22 protein-coding genes are annotated in these 25,338 nt (G+C 69.1%); 8 read left to right on the top strand and 14 right to left on the bottom strand.

The window, feature by feature from the left end; translation table 11 throughout:
- Nucleotides 1-35 precede the first annotated feature (35 nt).
- The gene (locus AB0H42_RS25535) at nt 36-461 is read right to left on the bottom strand and encodes a hypothetical protein (RefSeq protein ID WP_357060163.1); all 426 of its coding nucleotides are present in this window, start codon (nt 459-461) and stop codon (nt 36-38) included.
- 38 nt (nt 462-499) lie between these two features.
- The gene (pcrA, locus tag AB0H42_RS25530; protein ID WP_357060161.1) at nt 500-3,220 is read right to left on the bottom strand and encodes a DNA helicase PcrA; all 2,721 of its coding nucleotides are present in this window, start codon (nt 3,218-3,220) and stop codon (nt 500-502) included.
- A gap of 341 nt (nt 3,221-3,561) precedes the next feature.
- Here pcrA and AB0H42_RS25525 point away from each other — a divergent pair, with 341 nt between their 5' ends.
- Nucleotides 3,562-3,873, top strand: a complete 312-nt coding sequence (locus AB0H42_RS25525; protein WP_030522366.1) for a chorismate mutase — start codon at nt 3,562-3,564, stop codon at nt 3,871-3,873.
- Nucleotides 3,874-3,965: 92 nt separating this feature from the next.
- Here AB0H42_RS25525 and AB0H42_RS25520 read toward each other — a convergent pair whose 3' ends face one another.
- Nucleotides 3,966-5,420, bottom strand: a complete 1,455-nt coding sequence (locus AB0H42_RS25520) for an NAD-dependent succinate-semialdehyde dehydrogenase (RefSeq protein WP_357060158.1) — start codon at nt 5,418-5,420, stop codon at nt 3,966-3,968.
- A 227-nt stretch (nt 5,421-5,647) separates the two neighbouring features.
- On the opposite strand from AB0H42_RS25520, the gene pgi reads away from it, so the two are divergent.
- On the top strand, nt 5,648-7,285 hold the full coding sequence (gene pgi, locus AB0H42_RS25515; protein ID WP_357060155.1) for a glucose-6-phosphate isomerase: 1,638 nt from the start codon (nt 5,648-5,650) through the stop codon (nt 7,283-7,285).
- Nucleotides 7,286-7,288: 3 nt separating this feature from the next.
- Here the strand turns inward: pgi and AB0H42_RS25510 are convergent, their stop codons facing one another.
- On the bottom strand, nt 7,289-8,791 hold the full coding sequence (locus AB0H42_RS25510) for a hypothetical protein (RefSeq protein WP_357060152.1): 1,503 nt from the start codon (nt 8,789-8,791) through the stop codon (nt 7,289-7,291).
- A 224-nt stretch (nt 8,792-9,015) separates the two neighbouring features.
- Between AB0H42_RS25510 and AB0H42_RS25505 the strand changes: the two genes are divergently transcribed.
- Nucleotides 9,016-10,635: an acyl-CoA dehydrogenase family protein gene (locus AB0H42_RS25505; RefSeq protein ID WP_357060149.1), complete on the top strand. Its 1,620-nt coding sequence runs from the start codon at nt 9,016-9,018 to the stop codon at nt 10,633-10,635.
- 6 nt (nt 10,636-10,641) lie between these two features.
- On the opposite strand, the gene AB0H42_RS25500 is transcribed toward AB0H42_RS25505, so the two are convergent.
- The 7 genes from AB0H42_RS25500 to AB0H42_RS25470 all read right to left on the bottom strand — a co-directional run bounded on the left by AB0H42_RS25500 (nt 10,642) and on the right by AB0H42_RS25470 (nt 16,181).
- Nucleotides 10,642-11,781, bottom strand: coding sequence for a lipase family protein (locus AB0H42_RS25500; protein ID WP_357060146.1), 1,140 nt, complete (start codon nt 11,779-11,781; stop codon nt 10,642-10,644).
- A 102-nt stretch (nt 11,782-11,883) separates the two neighbouring features.
- Nucleotides 11,884-12,414: a hypothetical protein gene (locus AB0H42_RS25495; RefSeq protein WP_357060143.1), complete on the bottom strand. Its 531-nt coding sequence runs from the start codon at nt 12,412-12,414 to the stop codon at nt 11,884-11,886.
- An 84-nt stretch (nt 12,415-12,498) separates the two neighbouring features.
- Nucleotides 12,499-13,296, bottom strand: a complete 798-nt coding sequence (locus AB0H42_RS25490) for a family 1 encapsulin nanocompartment shell protein (protein WP_357060140.1) — start codon at nt 13,294-13,296, stop codon at nt 12,499-12,501.
- Nucleotides 13,293-14,321: a Dyp-type peroxidase gene (locus AB0H42_RS25485; protein WP_357060137.1), complete on the bottom strand. Its 1,029-nt coding sequence runs from the start codon at nt 14,319-14,321 to the stop codon at nt 13,293-13,295. Before AB0H42_RS25485 ends, AB0H42_RS25490 begins: the two co-directional genes overlap by 4 nt.
- A gap of 50 nt (nt 14,322-14,371) precedes the next feature.
- On the bottom strand, nt 14,372-14,698 hold the full coding sequence (locus tag AB0H42_RS25480; RefSeq protein WP_030522375.1) for a cupin domain-containing protein: 327 nt from the start codon (nt 14,696-14,698) through the stop codon (nt 14,372-14,374).
- 140 nt (nt 14,699-14,838) lie between these two features.
- Entirely contained in the window at nt 14,839-15,345 is a 507-nt protein-coding gene (locus AB0H42_RS25475) for a dihydrofolate reductase (RefSeq protein ID WP_357060134.1), read from the bottom strand.
- The gene (locus AB0H42_RS25470) at nt 15,342-16,181 is read right to left on the bottom strand and encodes a thymidylate synthase (protein WP_357060131.1); all 840 of its coding nucleotides are present in this window, start codon (nt 16,179-16,181) and stop codon (nt 15,342-15,344) included. The genes AB0H42_RS25475 and AB0H42_RS25470 overlap by 4 nt, the downstream gene beginning before the upstream one ends.
- A gap of 259 nt (nt 16,182-16,440) precedes the next feature.
- On the opposite strand from AB0H42_RS25470, the gene cobF reads away from it, so the two are divergent.
- The gene (cobF, locus tag AB0H42_RS25465; protein ID WP_357060128.1) at nt 16,441-17,181 is read left to right on the top strand and encodes a precorrin-6A synthase (deacetylating); all 741 of its coding nucleotides are present in this window, start codon (nt 16,441-16,443) and stop codon (nt 17,179-17,181) included.
- A gap of 36 nt (nt 17,182-17,217) precedes the next feature.
- Complete coding sequence (locus AB0H42_RS25460; RefSeq protein WP_357060126.1) at nt 17,218-17,463, top strand: DUF2630 family protein; 246 nt, start codon at nt 17,218-17,220, stop codon at nt 17,461-17,463.
- A 58-nt stretch (nt 17,464-17,521) separates the two neighbouring features.
- On the opposite strand, the gene AB0H42_RS25455 is transcribed toward AB0H42_RS25460, so the two are convergent.
- Nucleotides 17,522-18,958: an RNA-guided endonuclease TnpB family protein gene (locus AB0H42_RS25455; RefSeq protein ID WP_357060123.1), complete on the bottom strand. Its 1,437-nt coding sequence runs from the start codon at nt 18,956-18,958 to the stop codon at nt 17,522-17,524.
- Nucleotides 18,959-19,156: 198 nt separating this feature from the next.
- Here AB0H42_RS25455 and AB0H42_RS25450 point away from each other — a divergent pair, with 198 nt between their 5' ends.
- From AB0H42_RS25450 to AB0H42_RS25440, 3 genes are all read left to right on the top strand, one after another.
- Nucleotides 19,157-20,650, top strand: a complete 1,494-nt coding sequence (locus tag AB0H42_RS25450) for an NAD(P)/FAD-dependent oxidoreductase (RefSeq protein WP_357060120.1) — start codon at nt 19,157-19,159, stop codon at nt 20,648-20,650.
- Entirely contained in the window at nt 20,647-22,374 is a 1,728-nt protein-coding gene (locus AB0H42_RS25445; protein ID WP_357060117.1) for a carboxylesterase/lipase family protein, read from the top strand. The genes AB0H42_RS25450 and AB0H42_RS25445 overlap by 4 nt, the downstream gene beginning before the upstream one ends.
- Before the next feature lie 183 nt (nt 22,375-22,557).
- Entirely contained in the window at nt 22,558-23,763 is a 1,206-nt protein-coding gene (locus AB0H42_RS25440) for a hypothetical protein (RefSeq protein ID WP_357060114.1), read from the top strand.
- A 69-nt stretch (nt 23,764-23,832) separates the two neighbouring features.
- Here the strand turns inward: AB0H42_RS25440 and AB0H42_RS25435 are convergent, their stop codons facing one another.
- On the bottom strand, nt 23,833-24,699 hold the full coding sequence (locus AB0H42_RS25435; protein WP_357060111.1) for a DNA-formamidopyrimidine glycosylase family protein: 867 nt from the start codon (nt 24,697-24,699) through the stop codon (nt 23,833-23,835).
- Between the two features lie 9 nt (nt 24,700-24,708).
- A complete protein-coding gene (locus tag AB0H42_RS25430; protein ID WP_357060108.1) occupies nt 24,709-25,245 on the bottom strand; it encodes a potassium channel family protein in 537 nt (178 codons plus the stop codon).
- Nucleotides 25,246-25,338 lie beyond the last annotated feature (93 nt).

The following is a 25,338-nucleotide window of genomic DNA, read 5'->3' as shown; positions in this document are numbered from 1 at the left end:
GGATGCCGAGCCACAGCGCCCGGGCACGGTCGTTTTCACGGTGCGGCGGTGACCGCCAGCCCGATCAGCGCGATCACCTTGACGATCTCCAGCCCGATGTACCAGTAGTGCGCCGTCGAACGCGGTAACTTCTCACCCGCGAGCACCCGGTCCGAGCGGCGCGACAGCGGCGGGCGCACCACGGCCAGCTGGACCACCAGGACCACCACCGCGATCGCGAGCCACACCCACACCGCCCCGGTGGGCGCCAGCACGACGGCCGCCACCAGCAGCACCGCCGCCAGCACGGCCTCCACCGTGTTCAGCGCCCGGAACACCAGCCGCCCGATACCCAGCCCGAGTTCGGTGGTGACCCCGGGCGCGCGGAATTTCAGCGGCGCTTCCAAAAACGAGATGGCCAGCACCATGCCGAGCCAGAGCATCGGCACGAACCACATCAGATGCTGCGCGACAGACTCCATGATCGGAACCTACCGCGCGGCCCGACCCCGCAGGGGCGCTACAGCTTGGTGAGGGTCTGACTGAACTTCGGGATGAGCCGGATGGTGCCACTGGTCCCGAAATCGATCGTCACACTCGCCATATCGCCGACCCCGTCCGCGGCGACCACCCGGCCGAGACCGTACTTGTCGTCGCTGACCCGGTCGCCGACCGCCAGCGCCAGGCCGACATTGTTGCGGGATACGCCGCGCCGCGCCGGGCGGGTCTCCCGGATGCCGGGCCGCGCCTCCCGCGACTGCGGCCAGCCGCCGGTCCAGTCCTCGTCGCTCGACTCGGCACCACGGCGGCGGCCGTACTGCGCCGGCGCCGACGACCGTTTGGGTTCCAGGCGCTGCCAATCGATCAGATGATCCGGGACCTCCTGCAGGAACCGGGACTCCGGGTTGAACACCGGCTGCCCCCACGCCGAGCGGACCACCGCGCGGGTGAGATACAGGCGGCGCCGGGCCCGCGTGATCCCCACATAGGCCAGCCGGCGTTCCTCGGCCAGTTCGGCAGGGTCGCCGAGGGCCCGCAGATGCGGGAACTGGCCGTCCTCCCATCCGGTCACGAAGACCACCGGGAACTCCAGGCCCTTGGCGGTGTGCAGGGTCATCATGGTGACCATGCCCGACCCCTCCGCGGGTATCTGGTCGGCATCGGCCACCAGCGATACCCGTTCCAGGAAGGCGGCCAGCGAACCGGGTTCGGGTTCGCCCTCACCCGTCTCCGGTACCAGGCCCTCGGCCCGGGCGGCCTCGAGCGCGTTCCGCGCCTCGGAGCTGAACTCTCGGGCGACGCTGACGAGTTCGTTCAGGTTGTCCAGCCGCGCGCCGTCCTGCGGATCGTCGGAGGCCTCCAGTTCCGCCCGGTAGCCGGTGCGATCCAGTACCGCCTCGACCACCGCGCCCACATCGGGGAAATCGACCTCGTCCATTTCACCGGCGGCCCGGATCTGCTCGAGCAGCGCGACGAATCCGGCGATCGCGTTGCGCGCCCGGGTGTTCAGCAGCGCGACCTCGCCGGCGGCGGCATCGCGCAGCGCCTCGGCGAAACCGATACCGCGCTGTTCGGCGTGCACCGCCACACAGGCCTCGGCACGGTCACCGATACCGCGCCGCGGGGTGTTGAGGATCCGGCGCAGGCTCACCGCATCGTCCGGGTTCTCCAGGACGCGCAGGTAGGCGACGATATCGCGAACCTCTTTGCGCTCGTAGAACCGAACCCCGCCGACCACTTTGTAGGGCAGGCCCATCCGGATGAAGATCTCTTCCAAGGCCCGGGAGTTGTTGTTGGTGCGGTAGAACACCGCGATATCGGAGTAAGCGGTCTCGCCCTCGTCCACCAGCCGGTCGATCTCGCGCGCGACGAAGGCCGCCTCGTCGTGTTCGTTGTCGGCGACGTAGCCGGTGATGAGTTCACCCTCACCCGCATCGGTCCACAACCGCTTGTCGCGGCGGTTGCTGTTGCGCGAGATCACCGAGTTGGCCGCGGACAAGATGTTCTGCGTGGACCGGTAGTTCTGTTCCAGCAGGATGGTCTCGGCGTCGGGGAAATCACGCTCGAATTCCTCGATATTGCGGATGGTGGCGCCGCGGAAGGCGTAGATGGACTGATCGGCGTCGCCGACCACGCAGAGTTCACTCGGCGGCACCGTATGCGCGTCCGGTTCCGGGGGCTCGGCGCCCGGTGCGGCGGCCGCGCCGGCGTCGCTATCGGCGGCTTCACCGGCCGCCCCGGACCCCGCGGTGTGATGCCCGACCAGTTCCCGCACCAGCACGTACTGCGCGTGGTTGGTGTCCTGGTATTCGTCCACCAGGACGTGCCGGAAGCGGCGGCGGTAGTACTCGGCGACCTCGGGGTGCCGTTGCAGCAGGGCGACCGTCTCACCGATGAGGTCGTCGAAATCCAGCGCGTTGGCCGTGCGCAGTCGCCGCTGGTATTCGGTGTACACACGGGCGACGACGCGCGGCAGCTCGGCGTCCTCGAATTCCGCGTCGCTGCTCGCCTGTTCCGGGCCGACGAGTTCGTTCTTCAGGTTCGAGATGGCGGTCGCGAGCAGCCGCGGGGTGTACTTCTTGGCGTCCAGTTCGAGATCCCGGCCGATCATGGTGAGCAGCCGCCGGGAATCGTCGGCGTCGTAGATGGAGAAGTTCGAGTTCAGACCGGCCAGCAGGGCCGACTGGGTACGCAGGATCCGCACACAACTCGAATGGAAGGTCGACACCCACATACTCGCGGCGCGTGGACCCACCAGGTCGATGACCCGCTCGCGCATCTCGGCGGCGGCCTTGTTGGTGAAGGTGATGGCCAGGATCTGCCCGGGGGTGGCCCCGCGCGCGGCCAGCAGGTAGGCGATCCGGCGGGTCAGCACGGCGGTCTTGCCCGAACCCGCGCCGGCCACGATCAGCAGGGGCGAGCCGGTGTGCAGTACGGCGGCGCGCTGCTGCGGATTGAGGCCCTCCAGCAGCTGTTCGGCCTCCTCCGCCCGGCGCTGCGCGGTATCGGTGCGCTGCTGGGTCTGCTCGGCCTGCACCCGCTGCCGCAGCGCGGCCAGACCGCTCGGTGCACCGGGCTCCCGGCCACCGGGCGCCGCCGCGCGCCGCTCGGCACCGGATAGCTCCAGGCCGGGCAGGGTCGCGGCCTCCGGCGCCGCGCCGGGCTCCGGTGAGCCGGCGGCGGAGGTGGTGGCACGGGAATTGTGCGAATCCGAACGAAGTGCTGCCGCGGTGGTGTCCATCGTCTGTTCACGCTACCGCCGCGACCCGACACGATCGAACACTCGGCCGAATTCGTCGCCGGCGGGACCACTCGGCGGACCGATATCCCCACCAGTGAGCGTTTTGCATACATCGGTTGCCGTGGCAAACTGGCAATATGGTTTGCCCTTCAGCGAAACATCCGCGCCGGTTGTGTGGACAGCTGGGCCGCAGACCGGGCACCTGAGGCCCGAACGGGGCAGGTAAAGGGGGAACGGCACTACCAGACCCGCCGGGTCTTTTTCACGCGGTGGAGGAGCTCTGGATCGGTAACACGACGCGCCTCGGCGCCGATCCAGGTTCTGACACGAGGAGATGAGAAATGAGCACACCCGCTACGGCGACCGGGTCGGGTTCGACTACCGACACGGACTCGGAGCTCCCTCGGACCGAAGCCGAGATCGAAAAGCTTCGGAAGGAGATCGACCGGCTAGATGCGGAGATCCTCACGGCCATCAAGCGCCGCACGGAGATCTCGCGGGTAATCGGACGAACCCGGATGGCTTCCGGCGGTACCCGCCTGGTGCACAGCCGGGAGATGAAAGTGCTGGAGCGCTTCAGCGAGCTCGGCCAGGAGGGTCACACCCTGGCGATGCTGCTGCTGCGTCTCGGGCGCGGACGTCTCGGCCGCTAGGCCCCACCAGAACCGACGCGGCGGCCCGCAGACCGCCGCAACCTCACGAACCGCCCCGGGTGACCACGCCCCAGGGCGGTTCGTACTGTCTGTCACGTCATGGCGATGTACTTGGTCGACAGATATTCCTCGATCCCCTCGGTACCGCCCTCCCGGCCGAAGCCGGAAGCCTTGACCCCGCCGAACGGGGCCGCCGGGTCCGAGATCACCCCGCGGTTCACCCCCACCATGCCGCTCTCCAGCCCCTCGGCCACCCGCAGCGCCCGCTCGAGGTCCCGGGTGTAGATATAGCTCACCAGGCCGAACTCGGTGTCGTTGGCGGCGGCCAGCCCCTCCTCCTCGGTATCGAAGGCGACGATCGGCGCCACCGGGCCGAAAACCTCCTCGCGGAGGATGCGCGCCTGCGCGGGGATATCGGTGAGCACGGTCGCCGGATAGAACCAGCCCGGACCGCCCGGAGCCTTCCCGCCGACGCGGACCGACGCGCCCGCGCCGACCGCGTCGTCGACCAGTTCGGCGACGGTGTTCAGCTGGTCCTCGCTGACCAGCGGACCGAGTGTGGTGTCCGGATCGGTACCCGGGCCCAGCCGGACCTGGGAGTTGATCGCCGCCACGAACTTCTCGGTGAACTCCTCGACCACCGCGCGGTGCACATGGAAGCGGTTGGCCGCGGTGCACGCCTCCCCGCCGTTGCGCAGTTTGGCCAGCAGGGCCCCCTCGACTGCCGCATCGATATCGGCGTCGTCGAACACCACGAACGGCGCGTTCCCACCGAGTTCCATCGAGGTGCGCAGCAGGCCGGAGGCCGATTTCTCGACGAGGGTGCGACCGACCTCGGTGGATCCGGTGAAGGTGAGTTTGCGCAACCGGGGATCGTCGAGCAGCGGCTGGGTCACCGCACCGGACCGGCGGGAGGTGATCACCGACAGCACACCGTCGGGCAGACCGGCCTCGGCGCACAACTTCGCCAGCAGCAGCATGGTGAGCGGGGTCGCCGAAGCCGGTTTGACGATCATGGTGCAGCCCGCCGCCAGCGCGGGGCCGATCTTGCGGGTGCCCATCGCGAGCGGGAAGTTCCACGGCGTGATCGCCAGGCAGGGACCGACCGGCTGCTTGTGTACCAGGATGCGGCCGGTACCCGAGGGCGCGTGCAGATAGCGGCCGTGGATGCGTGCGGCTTCCTCGCTGAACCAGCGGAAGAACTCGGCGCCGTAGCGGACCTCGTTCCGGCTCTCCGGCAGGGCCTTGCCCATCTCCAGGGTCATCAGCAGGGCGAATTCCTCGGCGCGCGCGGTGATGCGCTCGAAGACCGCCCGTAGGATCTCCCCACGCTCGCGGGCCGGAGTCGCGGCCCACTCCGCCTGGACCGCGGCCGCGGCGTCCAGAGCCCGTACCGCGTCCTCCGGGGCCCCGTCCGCCACCTCGGCCAGCACCTCGCCGTTCGCCGGGTTGTGCACCGCGAAGGTGCCCCCACCGGTGGCGTCGACGGGCCCGCCGATCCACAGTTGCTTCGGGACGGATGCGAGTACTTCGGTTTCCGATGCCATACCGGCCAGCCTAAGCGCGGATCCGGCAGAAGTCGTCGGCCCGAGCGGACAGTATCTATTGCCCCGCCTGCGGCGGGGCGGGTCGGGGCCCGGTGACCCCGGTTCTTCGATCCGCTGGAGTTACCGGTGGGCAACCGCCTTCGTTCTCCTGCGTCCGGCGGCCCGGGACCCGCCGCGGCCCCGGCCGTGCCTGCGTCCGGGACCGGTGGGTTGTACGCTCGGCCAGTGTGAGCGTCGACATAACCGCATCGGCGGCATGGCAGAAATTGCGCGATCATCACACTGCGATCGCCGCCCTACAACTGAGGGACCTGTTCGCCGAAGATCCACCGCGCGGCCGCGATCTCACGCTGACCGCGGGTGAGCTGCGGATCGACTACAGCAAGCATCGCGTCACCCGGGAGACCCTGCAATTGCTGGTGGAACTGGCCCGGGAAGCAGGTGTGGAGACGCAGCGTGACCGGATGCTGCGCGGCGAACACCTCAACACGTCCGAGGACCGGGCGGTGGGGCATACCGCGTTGCGGTTGCCCGAGGACAGTTCACTCACCATCGACGGCGCGGACGCGGTCGCCGCGGTACACGAGGTCCTCGACCGGATGGGCGCCTTCGCCGACTCGGTGCGTTCGGGTGACTGGCGCGGTGCGACCGGGGAGCGGATCCGCACGGTGGTGAACATCGGTATCGGCGGTTCGGATCTCGGCCCCGTGATGGTGCACCAGGCGCTGCGCCACTACGCGGACGCCGGGATCGGCGCCCGGTTCGTCTCCAATGTGGATCCCGCCGATCTGGTGGCCACACTGGCGGATCTGGATCCGGCGACCACCCTGTTCATCGTGGCCTCCAAAACCTTTTCGACCCTGGAGACCCTGACCAACGCCACCGCCGCCCGCCGCTGGCTGGTCGACGCTCTCGGCCCGGACGCCGTGGCGAAACATTTCGTCGCGGTGTCCACGCACGCCGGGCGGGTGGCCGAATTCGGTATCGACACCGACAATATGTTCGGCTTCTGGGATTGGGTCGGCGGCCGGTATTCGGTGGATTCGGCCATCGGGCTGTCGGTCATGGTGACGATCGGTCCCACCCGGTTCGCCGAATTCCTCGCCGGTATGCACGATATGGACCGCCATTTCGCCACCGCGCCGCTGGCGGAGAACGCGCCGGCCCTGCTGGCGCTGCTCGGTGTGTGGTACGCGAACTTCTTCGGCGCGCAGTCACGCGCGGTACTGCCGTACGCCAACGATCTCGCCCGCTTCCCGGCCTATCTGCAGCAGCTCACGATGGAGTCGAACGGTAAATCGGTGCGCGCGGACGGTTCCCCGGTCACCACCACCACCGGCGAGATCTTCTGGGGCGAACCCGGCACCAACGGTCAGCACGCCTTCTATCAGCTTCTGCACCAGGGCACCCGGCTGATCCCCGCCGATTTCATCGGTTTCGCTCAGCCCACCGACGATCTGCCCACCCGCGACGGCACCGGCAGTATGCACGACATCCTGATGAGCAATCTGTTCGCGCAGACCAAGGTGCTGGCGTTCGGGAAGACCGCCGAGGAGATCGCCGCCGAGGGCACACCACCGGAACTGGTACCGCACAAGGTGATGCCCGGAAACCGGCCCAGCACCACGATCCTCGCGCCCCGGCTCACCCCCGCGGTGCTGGGCCAGCTGATCGCGCTCTACGAGCACCAGGTGTTCGTGGCGGGTGTGATCTGGGGGATCGACAGTTTCGACCAGTGGGGTGTGGAACTGGGCAAGCAGCAGGCCCTGGCGCTGGCACCACTGCTCACCGACGCGGAAGACCCTGCCCCGCAAGATGATTCGTCCACCGATGCGCTGATCCGCTGGTACCGAGCCAACCGCTGACCCTCACCACGGCCGGATCGGCAGGTCCACCCGTGCGGCGGTCGCGGTGACCAGCCGGTGCAGTGCGGCCGCATCGGCTATCCGCTCCGGGTGAAGGCTCGCGACGGTCAGGATGTAGTCGTCCCGGAAACGGCACAGGTAGCCGGACAGCCGGGTGCGCGGCCGCCGCGCGTAGTCGAGCCCGGGATGAACGGCCCGGGTCGCGACACCGGTGCACCTGTGCGGCCCGAGGGTCGACAGCGCGGACGGGATCGGGCCGATATTCGAGCACAGGATGTCGCGTTCCCCCGCTCCCCGGGACAGCAGATGGGCCACCTTGTCGGGCACCAGGTAGAGGAACTCTTCCGGTAGTCCCCCGGGGCCGGTCATCCGCCGCTCGTAGGCCGACCGGCTCTTCGCGCGGATATCGGCCGGACCGTCCCCCGGGGTCACCGCGATCTCGGTCACCACCAGATCGTTGTCGATCCGGGGTTCGTCCCGGGTGTCCACAGGCAGGCTCGCCGCGATCTCGGCCCCGGGAAAGCCCGCCGCCCACAGCATGTTCGCGACGAACCAGATGAACAGACTGTTGGCTGTGCCCCCGTATCGCCCGGCGACCGCATCCCAGTCCTGGGCCGGGCAGCGCAGGATGAGCGCCGGTTCCGACAGCGCGGCGAAGGTGGAGGTCTCGGCAGATCCGGATGGGTCGGTTCGTTCCTCGATCGCCGGCGGCACGGGAAGTCCGGCAGGGTCGGGCGGAGCAGCTCGGGCCGCGGGGCCGCCGGATGCGGATCGTGACTGCGACCAGGAAGTACCCGATGGTGCGATCGGGCTGCGCGGTGTAGCCACGGTACGAGCCGCGCGGTCGGCGCCCGTCGCGGTCCCGTCGCGTCCGGCAACCCGCTTCGCGTGCCCCGGCCCGCGCACACCGCGCGGTATCCGGGTCGCGGCGGCACGCACACCACCGAGCCCGACCGTCACCCAGGTACGCGCCGCGTCGAACCAGTCCGAATCCGGGCCGTCCCCGGCGTCGTCGCCCGGCGCCGCCACCGGCCGGGCGCACAGGAGGTCCATCGCGCCATCCGAGTCCATCGCCTCCAGCGCTCGTTCCACGGCGAGAATCAGCCCCCGGGCATCGGCGAGAACATGGGAGCAGGTGAGCACCACAACCGTGCCCCCGTCGGTGAGCGGCGCCACCGACAGCCGCCAGCCCGGACCGTGCTCGGGATCCAGGTCGGCACCACACGCGTCGGCCCAGTGCGGGATCTCGGCGGGTGCGAGCGCCGCCCGGTGCCGGTCGAGCGGATGCACGCGATCGTTGCGCTGCCACCGCGCCCGAGCACCCGGGACCCGGGGACGGACCACCCGGCGGGCCAGCGGCCCGGTGCGCAGTGCCCCGTGCAATCGCGCGAGTATCTCGGGTTCCACCGCCCCGGCGGTGCGCCACAGACCCTGGAGCGCGATCGGGGTGCCGAGCCCCTGGTGGGTGCGCAGGAAGATTTCGTCGACAACGCTCAATCGGCGCATTCGCACAGGTTAACCGTTGTATCCGAAACATCACCGCGCGCCGTGCCCGGCTGGTGGCTGTCCGGACGACGGGCGCGCCGGGGCTGCCCGAGAAAGAGTCGGGCGCTACCGGGACGAGGCCGCCCACGACCGGACCACAGCGGGGCCGCTCGCCTACCCAGCGATACCGACCGGTCCAGATCCCCCGGAGGCCCGCAGTGTGACATGAGACGCATAATCGATGGATGCTCACGCACGAGGTTCTCAACCAGGTTCCGCCGATCACACCGTTCGAGGTTTCCCAGGACCCGGCGTTGCTGGCCGGTCTGCACCGGGAGGGCGCCGGGTGGGCGGAGGCGGAAGTGCGCGAACTCGGCACACTCGCCGGTACCGAGCGGGTGCAGGAGTGGGGCCGGCTCGCCAACGAGTATCCGCCCGTCCTGCACACCCACGACCGCTACGGCAACCGCGTCGACGAGGTGGAATTCCACCCGCACTGGCACGATCTGATGACCGTGGCGGTCGAACACGGACTGCACGCCGCACCGTGGGCCGATGCCCGGACCGGCGCCCATGTGGCGCGGGCCGCCAAATTTTACGTCTGGGGCGCCGCCGACGCCGGGCACATGTGTCCCGTGTCGATGACCTACGCCGCGATACCGGCACTGCGGCACAATCCCGAGCTGGCGGCGCGGTACGAACCACTGCTCACCGCCTGCGCCTACGACTTCGGCTTGCGCGAACCGTCGACCAAGGCGGGGCTCATCGCCGGTATGTCCATGACGGAGAAGCAGGGCGGGTCCGATGTCCAGGCCAACACCACCACCGCGACCCCGCAACCCGACGGCACATATCGGCTCGTCGGGCACAAATGGTTCACCTCGGCGCCGATGTCGGATATGTTCCTGACCTTGGCGCGGGCGCCGGGCGGGCTGTCGTGTTTCCTGCTGCCGCGGGTGCTGCCCGACGGTTCGCGCAATCCGATCCGGTTACAGCGACTCAAGGACAAGCTGGGCAACAAATCGAACGCGTCCTCGGAGATCGAGTACGAGAACGCGATCGGCTGGCCGGTCGGCGCGGAGGGCGCCGGGGTGAAGACCATCATCGAAATGGTCAATATGACCCGTCTCGACTGTGTGATCGGTTCCGCGGTCGGGATGCGCGCGGCGGCCGTACGCGCGGTGCATCATGCCCGCCATCGCAAGGCGTTCGGTGCCGCGCTCGTCGACCAGCCGGCGATGCGTAATGTGCTGGCCGACCTGGTGCTCGAGTCCGAGGCCGCCACCACGGTCATGCTGCGGCTGGCCGGGGCCACCGATCGTGCCGCGGCGGATCCCGGCGAAGCCGCGTTGCGCCGGATCGCGCTCGCGGTGACCAAGTACTGGGTGTGCAAACGCGCGGCCACGCACGCCGCCGAGGCCCTGGAATGTTTCGGCGGAAACGGTTACGTCGAGGAGTCCGGGATGCCGCGGCTGTACCGGGAAGCGCCGCTCATGTCGATCTGGGAGGGGTCGGGCAATGTGGCCGCACTCGACGCGCTACGCGCGATGGGCACCCGGCCCGAGACCGTGGAGGCGTACTTCGCCGAGGTGTCCCGGGCGCGCGGCGAGAACCCGTATCTCGATCATGCGATCGACCGGGTCGGCAAGGAACTGGCCGATCGCAGCGATATCGAGTACCGGGCACGCCGGATCGTCGAGCTGATGGCACTGGTCCTGCAGGGCGCCCAGCTGGTCCGGCACGGCCACCGCGCGGTCGCGGACGCCTTCTGCGCGTCCCGGCTGGGTGCGGACCGGGGTGCCGCGTTCGGGACGCTACCCACGGGCGTGGATACGACGGCGATCATCGAGCGGGCGTTCGTCTGAACGGGGTCAGCCGGCCGGCAGCACCTTGTCGAGGAAGGTGAGAGTGCGGTCGAGGCCGCCTCTCGCTGCCAGGTCCTCGTGGCCGGCCTGGAGAAACTGGACCGCGTGCTCTGTGCCGTTCAGGACGAACTGCCCCACCAGCGCGAGGGTCAGCGGTAACGGGACGACGGTGTCGTAGACGCCTTGTACGACCAGGATCGGATCCCGGTAGCCGCTGACCGGCACGCTCATATAGTCGCGCACCACCGGCGCGAAATCCGGATCGTTCAGGGGCCGCGATAACAGGGACCCGATCTCCGTGGTGTCCAGCATGGCCGAGGCCTGGGAATTGCAGTTGGTGCTGAGCCCGGCGATGAACCGCCGGCCCTGCAGAGTCAGGAAATCGCGGATTTCGGGGCCCAGCCGGGCACCGACCATACCGGCGAGCACCATGGGCGCGGACCGGCCCACGTACCCGGGGATCTCGGGCTGATCCGGGCGTGAACGCAGGAAGATGTTCTCCAGATTGCTGACCGGGGCCAGGGCGGCGGTACCGCGGAAGTCGAGTTCCGGGGCGTACTCGGGGGCGAGTCGGCCGGTGCCGAGCGCGGCATGCCCACCCTGCGACCACCCGGCCACCGCCCAGCTCGGGGCCAGCCCGGGGTATGCGGAGCGGGCGGCGCGTACCGCGTCGATGGTGGCGGTGGCCTCGCTCGTGGTGTGCAGATACGGATGTGGACCCGGCGAATTGGGACTCAGGCCGATGTAGTCGGGGGCGACGACGGCGTATCCGGCGTCGTTGAGGCGCGCCACGGACGGCCCGGTTTCCTTCTCGAGCGTCTCGTAACCGGTGAGACCGCATTCCTGCGCCAGCCCGGAGGTGCCGTGGTCCCAGGCGACCACCCGCCGGCCCCCGTCCGGGGCCGGCCCCGCGGGGATGCGCACCACGGCGGCCGCGGGAACCAGTTCACCGCCGGGGCCGGTGGTGACGTATTCGATCCGCTGCACACCGTCGAGCCCGGACCAGGGCCGGTCGAGCGGTTCGGCCGAGAGCAGCCGACCCGGGTACCAGGCCGCCTCGGCCCGCGCGACGACTCGCGGGAGGCCGGCACCCAGCGCCGCCACCAGTGTCAGTACTGCCGCGAGTGCCCGGGCATAGCGGACCATTGCTCTGTGTTCTCCTCTGTCGTGCGGCAAACCATCGTCCATGGTGGCAGCGGTCCGGGATCTGTGCCCGTCCGGCCGACGCGAGCAAGACACCGGACGCGCTCATCGAGTGGGTGGGGCGATCCGCCAGTGCCGCTCCAGGGCACCGGCTATATCGGGCAGCACCGTGACCGGAATTTGCTTATGGCGCAACATATTTCGTATCTCGTTGACCTGTTCGCGCTTCCGTAGTTCGTAGGCTCCCGAGACCGGTCCGCGGACCGGCGGAATCGACAGCAGCACGAGTTCGCTGTGCAATTCATCACCTCCGGTCAGGTCCAGCGCGAGCGACCAGCGCGCGTCCTCGTCGAGGCCGAAACGCCCGGCCACCACGCGCTCCCACTCGATACTGGTCGCCGACCACGGTGTCCGCCGATGGATCGCCTGCTCGGTGAGGATCACCGTATCCCGGGTGAACAGCGTGAACAGCGCGGCGACGGCGAGAATCGCGCCCAGGACGATCCCGGTGAACACCCGGGCGGGCCCGAACAGCAGCACCGTCGGAACGGTCACCGCCACGATCACCGCGACCCCGGCAAGGCTGTAACCCAGCACCCGGCCGGTGGGCACGACTCCAGCGTGCACCCTCTGCATACCGACTCCGTTCACCCCGCGAACTGGTGCTGGCCACACCGTACCGGACGATCGCCGGTGGCTCCGACGACGCTGGTCACCCGCTCAGAACAGCGCGACGGCGGCCTCGGCCGAGTACACGTGGAAGGTCATGCTCTGCTGGAAATAGAGCTGGACCGTTTCGGCGTCGTGGGTCAGATAGCCGATGGACAGATCCTGGCCCACGGTGAGATCGAAGTCGCCGCCGCGGGTGGTGAGCACGAACGCCCCGTCGATGGCCGGCGCCCAGATGATCTCCCCGTCGGGAACCAGGCGTTCCAGATGGGTGCGCAGCGGATGACCGTGGTTGGAGGTCTCGCTCACCTTCGTGTAGAGGTCGGCGCTCAGCAGCACCGAATACGGCCCGTCGACACCGGCCAGCCGCAACTGGCTCACCGCCAGGGCGATCACCTCGGGCACCCCGAACACATCCTCGGGCAGCGCGATCGACCGGTTCGACGAGGCCGCGCGGATACCGGTGATACCGGCCGCTGCGTAACCCTCGAAGACGGCGCGGTCCTCGGCGAAGGCGATATTGCGGGCGGCGTCCTTCACCGGATCCAGGTCGGTGTCCTGGGCGCCACGCTCGACATTGTCGAGTTCCTCGCGCGAGAGCGTGAACGGCACCCGCAGCTCGACCAGTGGCGCCACCACCCGCTGCCGCGCCTGGACACCGTCGTGCGGGGCGGCGATAGGCGTCGTATGACCGAGTCCACGCGCCGAATAGTCCGTACCGTGCGGACCGGACAGGTCGACCACCCGGCGGCCGGCATTGTGCCGTTTGAAGGTCCGGGTGGCCTCCTCTTCGATGACCGCCCAGGCCCCGTCGGTGAGCGGCGCGAGTTCGCGATGCAGGTTGTTCATACGGTGCTGCTCCTTTTCAACGTGCCGATACCGAGAGAACCGTCGGCGACCGGCGGCGGGCCCGGATCTGCCGCCGCGGCTTCCTCCGGCGGGTCGGGCAGATCCTCGAAGAAATCCTGGGGCGGAACGAAGAAGAGGGTGCCGGTGACCGCGGTGGAGAAATCCAGGATCCGATCGTGGGTGGCCTCGTCGGTCCCGAGGAACATCCGCTCCAGCATGATCTCGGTGGTCCGGGGGGTCGCCGAATAGCCGACGAAATAGGTGCCGAACTCACCGTCGCGGACACTGCCGAACGGCATATTCGCGCGCAGGATCTCCCGTTCGGTGCCGTCGGGCTCGATCACCTGGTTCACCGCGATATGCGAGTCGGGGGGTTTCACCTCGTCGTCGAGTTCGAAATCCTCGAGTTTGGTGCGGCCGATCACCCGTTCCTGCTCCTGCACCGGCAGCGCCCGCCAGGCGGTCAGATCGTGCAGGTACTTCTGCACGATCACATAGCTGCCGCCGGTGAAATCCGGGTCGCCGGCGCCGATCAGCGCGGCCCGGCCGGCGGGCGTATCCGGCAGACCGCCCTCCGGGTTCTCGGTGCCGTCGACGAAACCGAGCAGGTCACGTTGTTCGAAATAGCGGAAGCCGACCGTTTCGTCGACGATTGTGCCGATATCGGCCAACCGGTCGCCGATCGCCATGGCCAGTTCGAAGCAGGCATCGTGCACCTGGCCGCGGATGTGGAAGAGCAGATCGCCCGGTGTCGCGGGAGCCCGGTGCAGCGGCCCCTCGTACCCGGGGAATTCGTGCAGCTCGGCCGGGCGGGGCCCACCGAACAAGCGATCCCAGGAAGTGGAGCCGATTCCGGTGATACAACCCAGCCCGGCGCCCGGCAACCGGAATCCGATGGCCCGGCGCAGACCGGGCAGTTCGGCGAGCAGATCCCGCGCCGCCGCCTCACCACCGGGGTCGATAGTGGCGACCAGGAAATACGCGGCCGGGGTAAGTGGTTCGAGAATCGGCTGCGGCTGCCCCATAGCCGATCACATTACCGGCGCGGGACCGGCACACGCGTGACCCCGGCTGCCTACTTGGCCACCGTCAGCAGAAAGGCCACATCATCGATGGCCTGCACACTGTGCCGGGCCTTCGGTACCACCAGCAGATCCCCGGCCGATCCCTTCCACTCGTTGTCCCCACTGTGCAGCGTGAGCGTGCCGGAGAGGACGAGCAGGGTGGCCTCACCGTTGTTGTCGTGCTCGGCCAGGCCCTGGCCGGCGCACAAGCCCACGACGGTCTGGCGTAGCGAATTCGCGTGACCGCCGTAGATGGTCTGCGAGCTACGGCCACTGGTCACGGTCGCGGCCAGCTTGAGTTGCTGCCGGGCCACCGCTGTCAGCGATTTCTTGTCCATGGACAGCCTTTCACCTCCGCATACCCACGACCGGGCTGTGATCGCGGGACATACAGCCGAGTATGCCCGACCCGGCGCCACCGTTCCGGCGTTTTCCGAGGCTCGGCCGGTATCGCCTGCCGGGGCGCGGGCGCCGGTGGTCAGCCGCGGGTGAAACGCCTGATCCGGTAGCGCAGCCCACTCGAGGATTCGAGCCAGGTCGCCGGATCGGCCGACGACCACTCCGGCCCCAGGGCCGGGGCGTGCGCGTCACCGTCCACTTCGGTGTCGACCTCGGTGATCAGCAGTTCGCCGGCATACGGTAGCGCCAGCCGGTAGATCTCGCCGCCGCCGATCACCCATGTCGTCGCGGGCGCCGCGAGTGCCAGCGCGGCCTCGACCGAAGCGGCCGCTTCCGCCCCGTCCGCGGACCACCCGGACTGCCGTGTCACGACGATATTGCGCCGGCCCGGCAGCGGCCGGAACCGGCCGGGCAGCGAATCCCAGGTGCGGCGGCCCATGATCACCGGATGACCGGCGGTCGCCTCCTTGAACCGAGCCATATCCTCGGGCACCCGCCACGGAATGGTGTTGTCCACGCCGATCACCCCGGCGGGGGTCTGCGCCCAGATCAGGCCGATCACGCGGGCGGATCCGGTCGCGGTCACACCGCCACCGGCGCTTTGATCCCCGGGTGGTGCCGGTAGTCGCGTACCCGCACGTCCTCGTACCGGTAGTCGAACAGCGAGGCGGCGGGTTCGAGTTCGAGCACCGGGAACGGGTACGGCGCGCGGGTCAGTTGCTCGGTCACCTGTTCGTGGTGGTTGTCGTAGATATGGCAGTCACCGCCGGTCCAGATGAAATCACCGGGTGCGAGCCCGGCCTGCTGAGCGACCATCACGGTGAGCAGCGCGTAGCTCGCGATATTGAACGGCACGCCGAGGAAGAGGTCGGCGCTGCGCTGGTACAGCTGGCAGGACAACCGGCCCCCGGCGACATAGAACTGGAACAGCGCATGGCACGGTGCCAGCGCCATCCGGTCCAGCTCGGCCACATTCCAGGCCGAGACGAGCATCCGCCGGGAATCGGGGTCGGTACGCAGCGTGTGCAACACCTGGGCGATCTGATCGATATGGCGGCCGTCGGGAGCCGGCCAGGAACGCCACTGCACCCCGTACACCGGGCCGAGTTCGCCCTCGGCATCGGCCCATTCGTCCCAGATGCGCACCCCGCGCTCCTGTAGCCATCGCACATTGGAGTCGCCGCGCAGAAACCACAGCAGTTCGTACACGATCGATTTGAGGTGCACCTTCTTGGTGGTGATCAAGGGGAACCCGGCGGACAGGTCGTACCGCAGCTGATGTCCGAACACACTGCGGGTGCCGGTTCCGGTGCGATCCGCCTTGGCGGTCCCCGTCTCCAGGACGAGCCGGAGCAGATCCTCGTATTGGGTGTCCGGAGCGTGTCGCGGGTCCGGGACCTGACTGTTCGCTGCGCTGACCACGGGCCGAGCTTACTTCGCGGCCGGTAGGCCGTGCCGCCGCCCCGGAGTACACCCACCACGCCACCGACGGCGGCGATGTTCCGGACGGCGGCAGGGCGCGATCACCCGGAACCATCGACGGAGTCCCGGCCCCACGGCTCCGGCGATGCCGGCCGAGGCGGGTGCCACGGCGGCGCGGGTTCCTCGGAGTTCCCGACCGGGGTGCGGAACCGGCCGCACCCGGCAACCGGCCCGGTCCGCGACCTGCCAAGCTGACCCCATGCGCACGCTGTATGTGATCGGCATCGGTGCCGGCGACCCCGACCAGGTGACGATGCAGGCGATCAAGGCCCTCCGGGAGGTCGACGTCTACTTCGTGATCGGCAAGGGCGTCGAGAAACAGGAACTCGTGGCGGTGCGCACCGCGATCCTCGCCGAATACGCCGACCGCCCCTACCGGATCGTGGAGATCCCCGATCCGCCCCGCGACCGGGAGCCCGCGGACTACCGCGGCACGGTGCTGGACTGGCACGAACGGCGTTCGCTGCTGCTGGAAGAGGCGTTCGCGGCGCACGAGGGGGTCGGCGCGATCCTGGTCTGGGGTGATCCCGCGCTCTACGACTCCACCCTGCGCATGGTGGAGCGGGTGCTGGCCCGGGGCGGGCCGGACTTCGACTACGCCGTGATCCCGGGGGTCACCAGTGTGCACGCCCTCGCGGCCCGGCACCGGACCGTGCTGCACCGGATCGGCGAACCGGTACACATCACCACCGGGCGCCGCTTGCGCGAAGAAGGGCTGGGCGCGGGGTCGACGGTGGTCATGCTCGATGCCGACTGCGCGTTCACCACCGTCCCCGACGACACGTTCATCTGGTGGGGCGCCTATCTGGGGATGCCCGACGAAGCCCTGATCGCCGGCCGGGTCGGCGCGGTCGCCGGCGAAATCGTGCGGCGGCGGACGCAGTTGCGCGAACGCAAGGGCTGGATCATGGACATCTATCTGCTGCGCCCGGCCGGATGACCAGGTGATCGACACCGGGGTCGTAGCATGGTCGGCATGACCGAACAGGACATACTCGGGCGGATCAAGGATCTCGTCGACCACGAGCACGACCTGCGGTCCCGGGCCTCGCACGGGGATCTCGATCCCGACGTGGAGCGGCGGCGACTGGCCGAACTGGAGGTCATGCTGGATCAGTGCTGGGATCTGCTGCGGCAGCGCCGGGCCCGGATCGATCGCGACGAGCCACCGGACGAGGCCCAGCCACGATCGGCGGGACAGGTCGAGGGCTACTTACAGTAACAGCGTGTCTGACAACTCGATGGGTTATCGGGCACCGCCCTTCTCGGGCGTACTCGGCTCATACCCCGACCGGGGTACGAGCCTTGGTTCCCGCGTCGTCCGGGCCGGTTGCACCGGCACCCATCAGGTGCCGGTCAGTGCATTCCCGTCGGCGGGCATTGGTAACCCGGCCCCCTGCTCGGAGGTCCGGGGATTGTGGTGGGTCTTGCCTGTGCAGTGTCGGCCAGGCAGCGAGGTTGACGGCGGCGTTGAGGTCGCGGTCGGCGTGATATCCGCACCCGCAGCCGAACACCCGGTCCGACAATGTCAGGGCGGGGTTGAGGGTGCCGCAGGTCGGACACCGTTTACTCGACGGGTACCACCGATCGGCGGTGACCACGGTGCCGCCCCGCCACCGCTGCTTGTAGCCCAGCAGCCGTCCGAAATCGGCCCAGCCGGCATCGGCGATCGACCGCGCCAGCCGGGGGTTGCGCAGCATCCCGGCCACATGCAGGTCCTCGACAACGATCCGGTCGTGGGTTTTGACCAGCTCGTTGGTGACCTGATGCAGGAAATGACGACGCACATTCGCCACACGATGATGATGGCGAGCCAGCCGCGTGGCGGCTTCTCGCCGGTTGTGGGAGCCCTTCTCCTTCCTCGACAGGGCCTTCGCCAGCCACCGCTGCCGCGCCAACCCCCGAGCCAGGGGTTTCGGTGGATCATCGAACCGCGCCACTTCACGACCCTCGCTGGTGGCGGCGACCAGGAACGCCGACAACCCACGGTCGATACCGACCCACCCACCATGGTCGTCGGGGCTCCGAGCCGGATGGTGGTGGGCCGGGTGCAGATCCGCAGCCTCCACACTCACGCTGATCCACCAGCGACCCGCCCGCGCGGTCACGGTGGCGGACAGTATCTTCGCCCGCCCGGTCGTGAGCATCCGGCGCAGGCGGCGGGTGTCCTCCCGGACCCGCAACTGCCCGAGACCCGGCAAAGTCACCGACCGCGGCGTGTCATCGTCGCCGACCCGGATCGCCGATCGCCCGGTTCTGGAGTGTTTGTTGCGGAGCCGGAACGATGCAGTGCTGGTGGTTTTCTTCTTGAACCGGGGAAACCCGATCGCGCGGCCGCGGCGTTTTCCGGCGCGGGAGTCCGACCACGCGGCCAGTCCGCGGCCGCAGTCGGTGGCGGCTTCTTCGAACACCTGCTGACACACCTGGTCACGCCATGCCAGCCCGGTGACCTCGACCGTGGTGACCCCGGTGGGGTCGACGATGAATACCCGGCCGGCTGCTTCGGATTTCTTCCAGGTGTTGAAGGCGTTGATCAGGTCGAACCGGGTCCACGGGACCGGGTGCTCGGGGTCGGTCCGCCGCTGGGTGAGCGCGGTTTTCACCATCGCCAGGCACTGGTTATAGGCGAACCGGGCCGCGCCCGCATGCCGGACCAGCACGGTCCGCTGCTCGACGGTGGGGTCGAGGCAGTACCGGAACGCGGTGTGCCTACTCATCGCCAGCGACTATCACACAAGCCACCGACAACTTCGCGGGATATGCGGCAATGACACCGGCAAGCCGGTCCAAACCGCGAACAGAACCGCAGGACAACACGAGTACCGAACCCTCCGACAGCGCACACGCACCCCACGCCCAGCCCACTGACCCGGGCCCGGCAATCCGAGATCCCAGACACCCTCTAAGGAGCCCTGATGCCCGGCAGCGACAGCGACGCCGATGCGGACAGTGGGGTCGCCGAATACGATGTCATCGTCCTCGGCGGCGGTCCGGCCGGTGAGAACGCGGCCGCCTATGCCATCGCCGGCAGCGACCGCACCGCGGCGATCGTCGAACCGGAGAAGGTCGGTGGCGAATGCTCGTACTGGGCCTGTATCCCGAGTAAGGCGTTGCTGCGACCGGGCCACGTGCTGGGCGCCGCGCTGGGATTGCCCGGTATCGAAGCCGAAGGTCCCGATACCGCCGAAGTGTTGCGCCGGCGCGACGAATTCGTCCACGCCCACCACGGCGACCACGACGATTCGAGTCAGGTCGAGTGGGCGGCCCAGCAGGGTATCGAGGTGATCCGCGGCGCCGGCCGGCTCGACGGGGAACGCCGGGTACGGGTCGGCGACCAGGTACTGCGCGCCCGCTCGGCAGTGGTGCTGGCCACCGGAACCCACGCGGCCGTCCCGGACGTCCCCGGCCTCCGCGAGGCCCTGCCCTGGACCTCCCGCGATGCCACCAACCTGCACGAGATCCCGAAACGAGTGATCGTGGTCGGCGGCGGCGTGGTGGCCTGTGAGGCCACCACCTGGCTCTCGACGCTCGGCGCGGAGGTCACCGTACTGGTCCGCGGGGACCGGCTGCTCACGGGTGTCGAACCGTTCGCCGGGGAGTACGTCGCCTCCGCGCTCACCGCGCAGGGGGTGCAGATCCGGTTCGGGACCCGGCCGCTGCGGGTGACGCGCCCGGTGGCCGTCGATCACGGCGAGGGCCGGATTCACGGCGGCGCCGTCACGGTGCACACCCAGGGTCCGGACGGGGAGACCACGCTCGTCGCCGACGAGATCGTGGTGGCGGCGGGGCGGGTGCCCAACACCGACGGGATCGGCCTGGACACAGTGGGCCTGCCCGGCGGGTACGTCGAGGTCGACGATCAGCTGACGGTGTCCGGCGTACCCGGGGCCTGGCTGTACGCGGTCGGCGATATCAACCACCGCGCCGCACTCACCCATATGGGCAAGTACCAGGGCCGGGTGTGCGGGGACGTCATCGCCGCACGCGCCGCGGGCCGGTCGCTGACCTGCCCGCGCTATCGTGCCGCCGCCGACCACCACGCGGTACCACAGGTGGTGTTCACCGACCCAGAGGTCGCCGCTGTCGGGCTCACCGCCGACGCCGCCCGTAAAGCCGGCCACGAGATCCGCACCGTGGAACTGGATATCGCGGTCGCGGGTTCGGCGCTGGCCCGCGACGACTACACCGGCCGCGCCGCGCTGGTGATCGACTGCACCACCGACACCCTGCTGGGTGCCACCTTCGTGGGCCCCGATGTCGGCGAACAGTTGCACGCCGCGACCATCGCGGTGGCCGGGCGCGTCCCACTGGACGCCCTGTGGCACGCGGTGCCCGCCTTTCCCGCGATCAGCGAATTCTGGTTACGACTGTTGGAGAAAGATCGCTCGTCATTACCATCGGGTAGATGAGCGCAACCGAACAGATCACGACCACGGACGGGGTGGTCCGCGGTCGCCGCGGCCGGCGCGTGCTGTACTGGCGATCACTGCCGTACGCCGCGCCACCCGTAGGTGACCTGCGGTTCCGTTCGCCCCAGCCGGTGCAGCCGTGGACCGATGTACGCGACGCGACCTATTTCCGCGCTGCCGGTATCCAGCCGACCTTCGGGGTGCGGCTGGGCCCGCGCAAGCTGCAGGAGATGAGCGAGGATTCGCTGACACTGAATGTCGTGGCTCCCGCCACCGCCTCGGTGCGACCGCGCCCGGTGATGGTGTTCATCCACGGTGGCGGCTACCTCTTCGGCACTTCGGCGCTGCGCCTCTACTCCGGTGTCCAGCTGGCGGCCGACGGGGATGTGCTCGTGGTGTCGATCAACTATCGGCTCGGCGCGTTCGGATATGCCGATTTCAGCGAGTTCTCCACACCGGACAGCCCCTACGACTCCAATCTCGGTCTGCGTGATCAGATCGCGGCGCTGCGCTGGGTCCGGGCCAATATCGCCGAATTCGGCGGTGACCCGGACAATGTGACGATTTTCGGCGAGTCCGCCGGCGCGCACGCGGTATTGAGCCTGCTGGCGACGCCCTCGGCGGAGGGCTTGTTCCACCGCGGTATCGCGCAGAGCCCGCCCGCGGACTGGGGGCTGACGGTTGCCGAATCGCGAGAGTTCGCCCGCCGCATCCTCGATCGGCTCGGCGTCGCCCCCGCGGACGCGAATCACGCGCTGCGCGCCGCCGATCCGCACGATATCCGCCGCGCGTTCAACCGGGCATCGAATGCGGCGATGGCGGAGTTCCCGGGATTCTTCCCGGCCGCGCCGGTAGCCGACGGCGAGTTGCTCCCGCGTACTCCGATCGACGCCTTCACCGAAGGCCACACCCACCGGGTTCCGCTGATCATCGGCACCTGCCGTAACGAGGGCGCCCTGTTCAACCGCTTCACCGATAGCCTGCCCACCCGCCCGGAACGGCTCAAGAAGGCACTCTCGGCCGCCGCGCCCGACCTCTACCCCCGGGTGTTCTCCACCTATCCGGGCTTCCCCGCCGAACAGGCCGCGATCCGCGCGGGCGGCGACTACTTCTTCTGGCGGCCCTCGGTCGCGGTGGCAGAGGGACACAGCCGTCACTCCCCCACCTACGCCTATCGCTACGATTTCGCGCCCCGCCTGTTCCAGCTCAACAAACTGGGCGCCACGCACGCGACCGATCTGCTGCCGACCTTCGGCACGGTCTACGAACCGTGGAGCCGGGTCCTCACCGCCGGCGGTAGCCGTCGCGGTCTGCTCGCGGTGACCCGCCAGGTCCAGAACAACTGGTTGCATTTCGCCCGCACCGGCGAACCGCTGCCGTCCTGGCCGCGCTACACCGAACAGGAACGCAGCACGCTCATCATCGACGCGCCGGGCCGGGTGGACAACGATCCGGACAGCGCCCGGCGCAAGCTGTGGGCGGGTGTCCGCGCGCCCCAACTGGTTCCGGCCGGGATCGGGGCGGCTACCGGGGGCACCGACACGGAGGCCGGCTCCGAAGCCCAGCCCGAAAGCGAAGGGACGCTGCTCGACACCGTGGCCGCCGAACACCCGATCGCCGCGATCGCCGCCGATGCGGCCGCGCGGCTCGTGGACGAAGTCTCCGACAACGCGGACGATCCCGCACCGGACGGTGCGGGACCCGATCCGAACCGGACCGACTGAATCGGCTTCCGCGCCGCCGCGCCCGATCCCGGGACGGCGGAGGTGGCACCGCTTCTTACCCGTGGCCAATTGCCGCGGGCCGCGTTACATTCAGCTGGTGTGTGGGGGTGAAGACAGCCGTCCGGCCGATCCGATCACGAGCTCGGCAGCAGCGGATCGTCGGCGAAGCTTCGCGATCACGCGGTGATCCGCGCAATCGTTGATCAGGTGCGGCGGCGGCTGCTCACACGCCTGGGCCCCGACCATGTGGAAGGGTCCGCTGCTGTCGAGATCGCGGGCAACTACCGGAATGCCGGCACCTCGGTGCGCGAAGTACGGGCCGTGACGGGGGGCGCCGACACAGAGGGAAGTGCACTCCTGCGCGGCGGCCGGGACCTGTGCCCGCCACCGCCGGACCGGGTGACGGTGACCCGGGCCCGGCAGGAATTGGATGTGGAACTGCGGCGACGGTTCGGCGAAGACGGTCTGGACGACGACGACTGGGAGACACTGCTGGCGGAGCGATGGCCCGCGTTGCGCCAGTACGCGATGATCGATCGGCACATCGAAGAGGTAGCGGCCTCGCTCGGCCGGGACAGCGCTGCGGTGCGCGAGCAGATGCGCCAGGAATTGAAAGCCGCGCTCGCCGGTAAACCGCTCGCGATCAGGGTGCGCGAGAAAGAACTGGCAACGATTCTCCGGGAGGGCCGGATCCGGGGCGACCCGACACCGGGTGGCCCACGCGCCGCGGCCGAAGCCGAGTGGTTCGGTCCGCAAGTCCACGAAAACCCACCCGTCTACGGGTACGTCGCCGTGGACGGGGTGCGCCCGTCGCAGTCAGGCCGGATCGATGCGTTGTCGGAGTTCAACTACGGCGACCACCAGATCTACCTGAAACCGGAGGTTCGGGAGCGAACCACCATCACGGTCGGTGATTCCGTCGTGGAAAAGGAACGGTCGATTCCTTCTCCCCTGGAGAATCCCTCGGAGTACTCCTATGGGGCCGGGATGTCCGCGTCGCGGGTCGGACTCATCGACCGTGACTACACCGGAGCGCAATTCCGCTCGGATATCTTCGTCGAAGCCCAGATGTTCGATCTCACCGTCGCCGATATCGATTTCATCGCCCTGCACGAGCCACCCGGGGCGGAACTGCGTCAGGCGCTGGACCAATCCGGAGTCCAATGGCGGGTGCTCACCAACCAGACGATCGCGGCCGAGGGCAGCCCCGCGGAACGCGCGGCCGCCATCGAACGAACGAGCCAGGACCTCGCACATATCCGCAACTCCCGGCTGGATTTTCCGCCGCTGTCGGGCGACGTCGAACTGGAAGCCGAACTCTCGGCCGATCTGCGCGCCTTGCGGGAGGCCGCCGCCGCCGAGGGTAAAGCCGCCCGGCTGGAACAGTGACTGCCCGTCCAGGCTCCGGTGCCGAGGACGCGCCGGGCTTCCCGAGATGATGCGTGCAGGCGACACGGCCTACTTGAGCAGGCGTGACATCCGGCGGTCGGCCAGGATCCTGCCCCCGGTCTGGCAGGTCGGGCAGTACTGGAACGACCGGTCGGTGAAAGCGACCTCGCGGACCGTGTCCCCGCACACCGGACAGGGCAGACCGGTGCGGGCGTGCACGCGCATACCCGAACGCTTCTCGCCCTTCAGCCGGGCGGCATCCTGCCCCACCGACCGCGCCACGGCATCGGAGAGCACCGTGCGCATCGCCGCGTACAGATCGGCGGCCTTCGCCGCCGACAGCGTCTTGGCCGTGGCGAACGGCGAGATCTTGGCGGTGTGCAGGATCTCGTCGGAATAGGCGTTGCCGATTCCCGCGAGCACGGTCTGATCGACCAGCACATTCTTGATACGCCCCGGGGCGGCGGCCAGCAGGTCGGCGAACTGCGGCTCGGTAACCGCGAGCGCGTCGGGCCCGAGCCGGGCGATCCCCGGAACCTGCGCCGGGTCGTTCACGATATAGACCGCGAGGCGCTTCTTGGTGCCCGCCTCGGTGAGGTCGAATGCCGGGGTGGCGCCCTCGGGTGTGAAGAAGTGCACCCGCAGCGCGAGCGGACCGCGACCCGACTTGGGCGGGCTCACGCTCGGGTTGTCGGTCCAGCGCAACCAGCCCGCCCGGGACAGATGGGTGATCAGCCACAGACCCCCGCAGTCCATCCCGAGGAATTTCCCCCACCGCCCGGCGCCGGTCACATCCCGCCCCGACAGCGCCGTCACCGGCGGATCGAAGGTTTTGATCGCGCTCAGCGCCGCGATATCGATCCGCCCCACCACCGCGCCGACCGCGTGCTCCCGCAGGAACTGCGCCAGCGCCTCCACTTCCGGTAGTTCGGGCACGGCCTCAGGCTACCGGGGGCCACCGACATCCGTGCGGTCCAAACGCCGGGTGATTCCGGTCGTGGTCACGGCCAGCAGCGTGCCGATCACCACCAGGTCGAAGGCCATCTGCACCGTGGTCGCTATCCGGGCGGCCTGCCCGACCGGGTGCACATCACCGAAGCCGACGGTGCCCAGAGTCGCGACGGTGTAGTAGAGCGCGTCGTTACGGGTGCGCAACTCGGCCAACTGTCCGGGCTGGCGGAGCTCGAGGAGGTAGTAGAACAGTGCGAAGAACACCACGACGAGAGTGATCAGGAAAAGCAACCCGTCGACGCGCCGGCCCGTATCGTCGCTGGCGGCCAGGAACTGGCCGATCCGGCGATAGGCCAGCCAGCACAGGCCGGCCACCCCGGCGACGAAAGCCACCAACGTGACCACCCGTGTGGGCCAGAAGCCGGGGAGTTCGAGTTCGACCGGCACGAAGTAGTAGAACAGCAGGGCGGACAGCACCGTGCCCGCGTTCCGCCACAGATGCGCGCGCCCGCCGATACGTCGAGAACCCATGCCGTCATGATCTGCCCTCACGGCCGGCTCGGCGGCCGGGCACGCCGAGCCGCACACCGATTCCGCTCGCACGACTCCGCCGAAGCCACTGGT

Source organism: Nocardia sp. NPDC050799, assembly GCF_040654015.1.
Taxonomy (GTDB): Bacteria; Actinomycetota; Actinomycetes; order Mycobacteriales; family Mycobacteriaceae; genus Nocardia.
The sequence above is the reverse complement of the archived record's forward strand: the minus strand, read 5'-3'. Positions and strand labels throughout refer to the sequence as shown.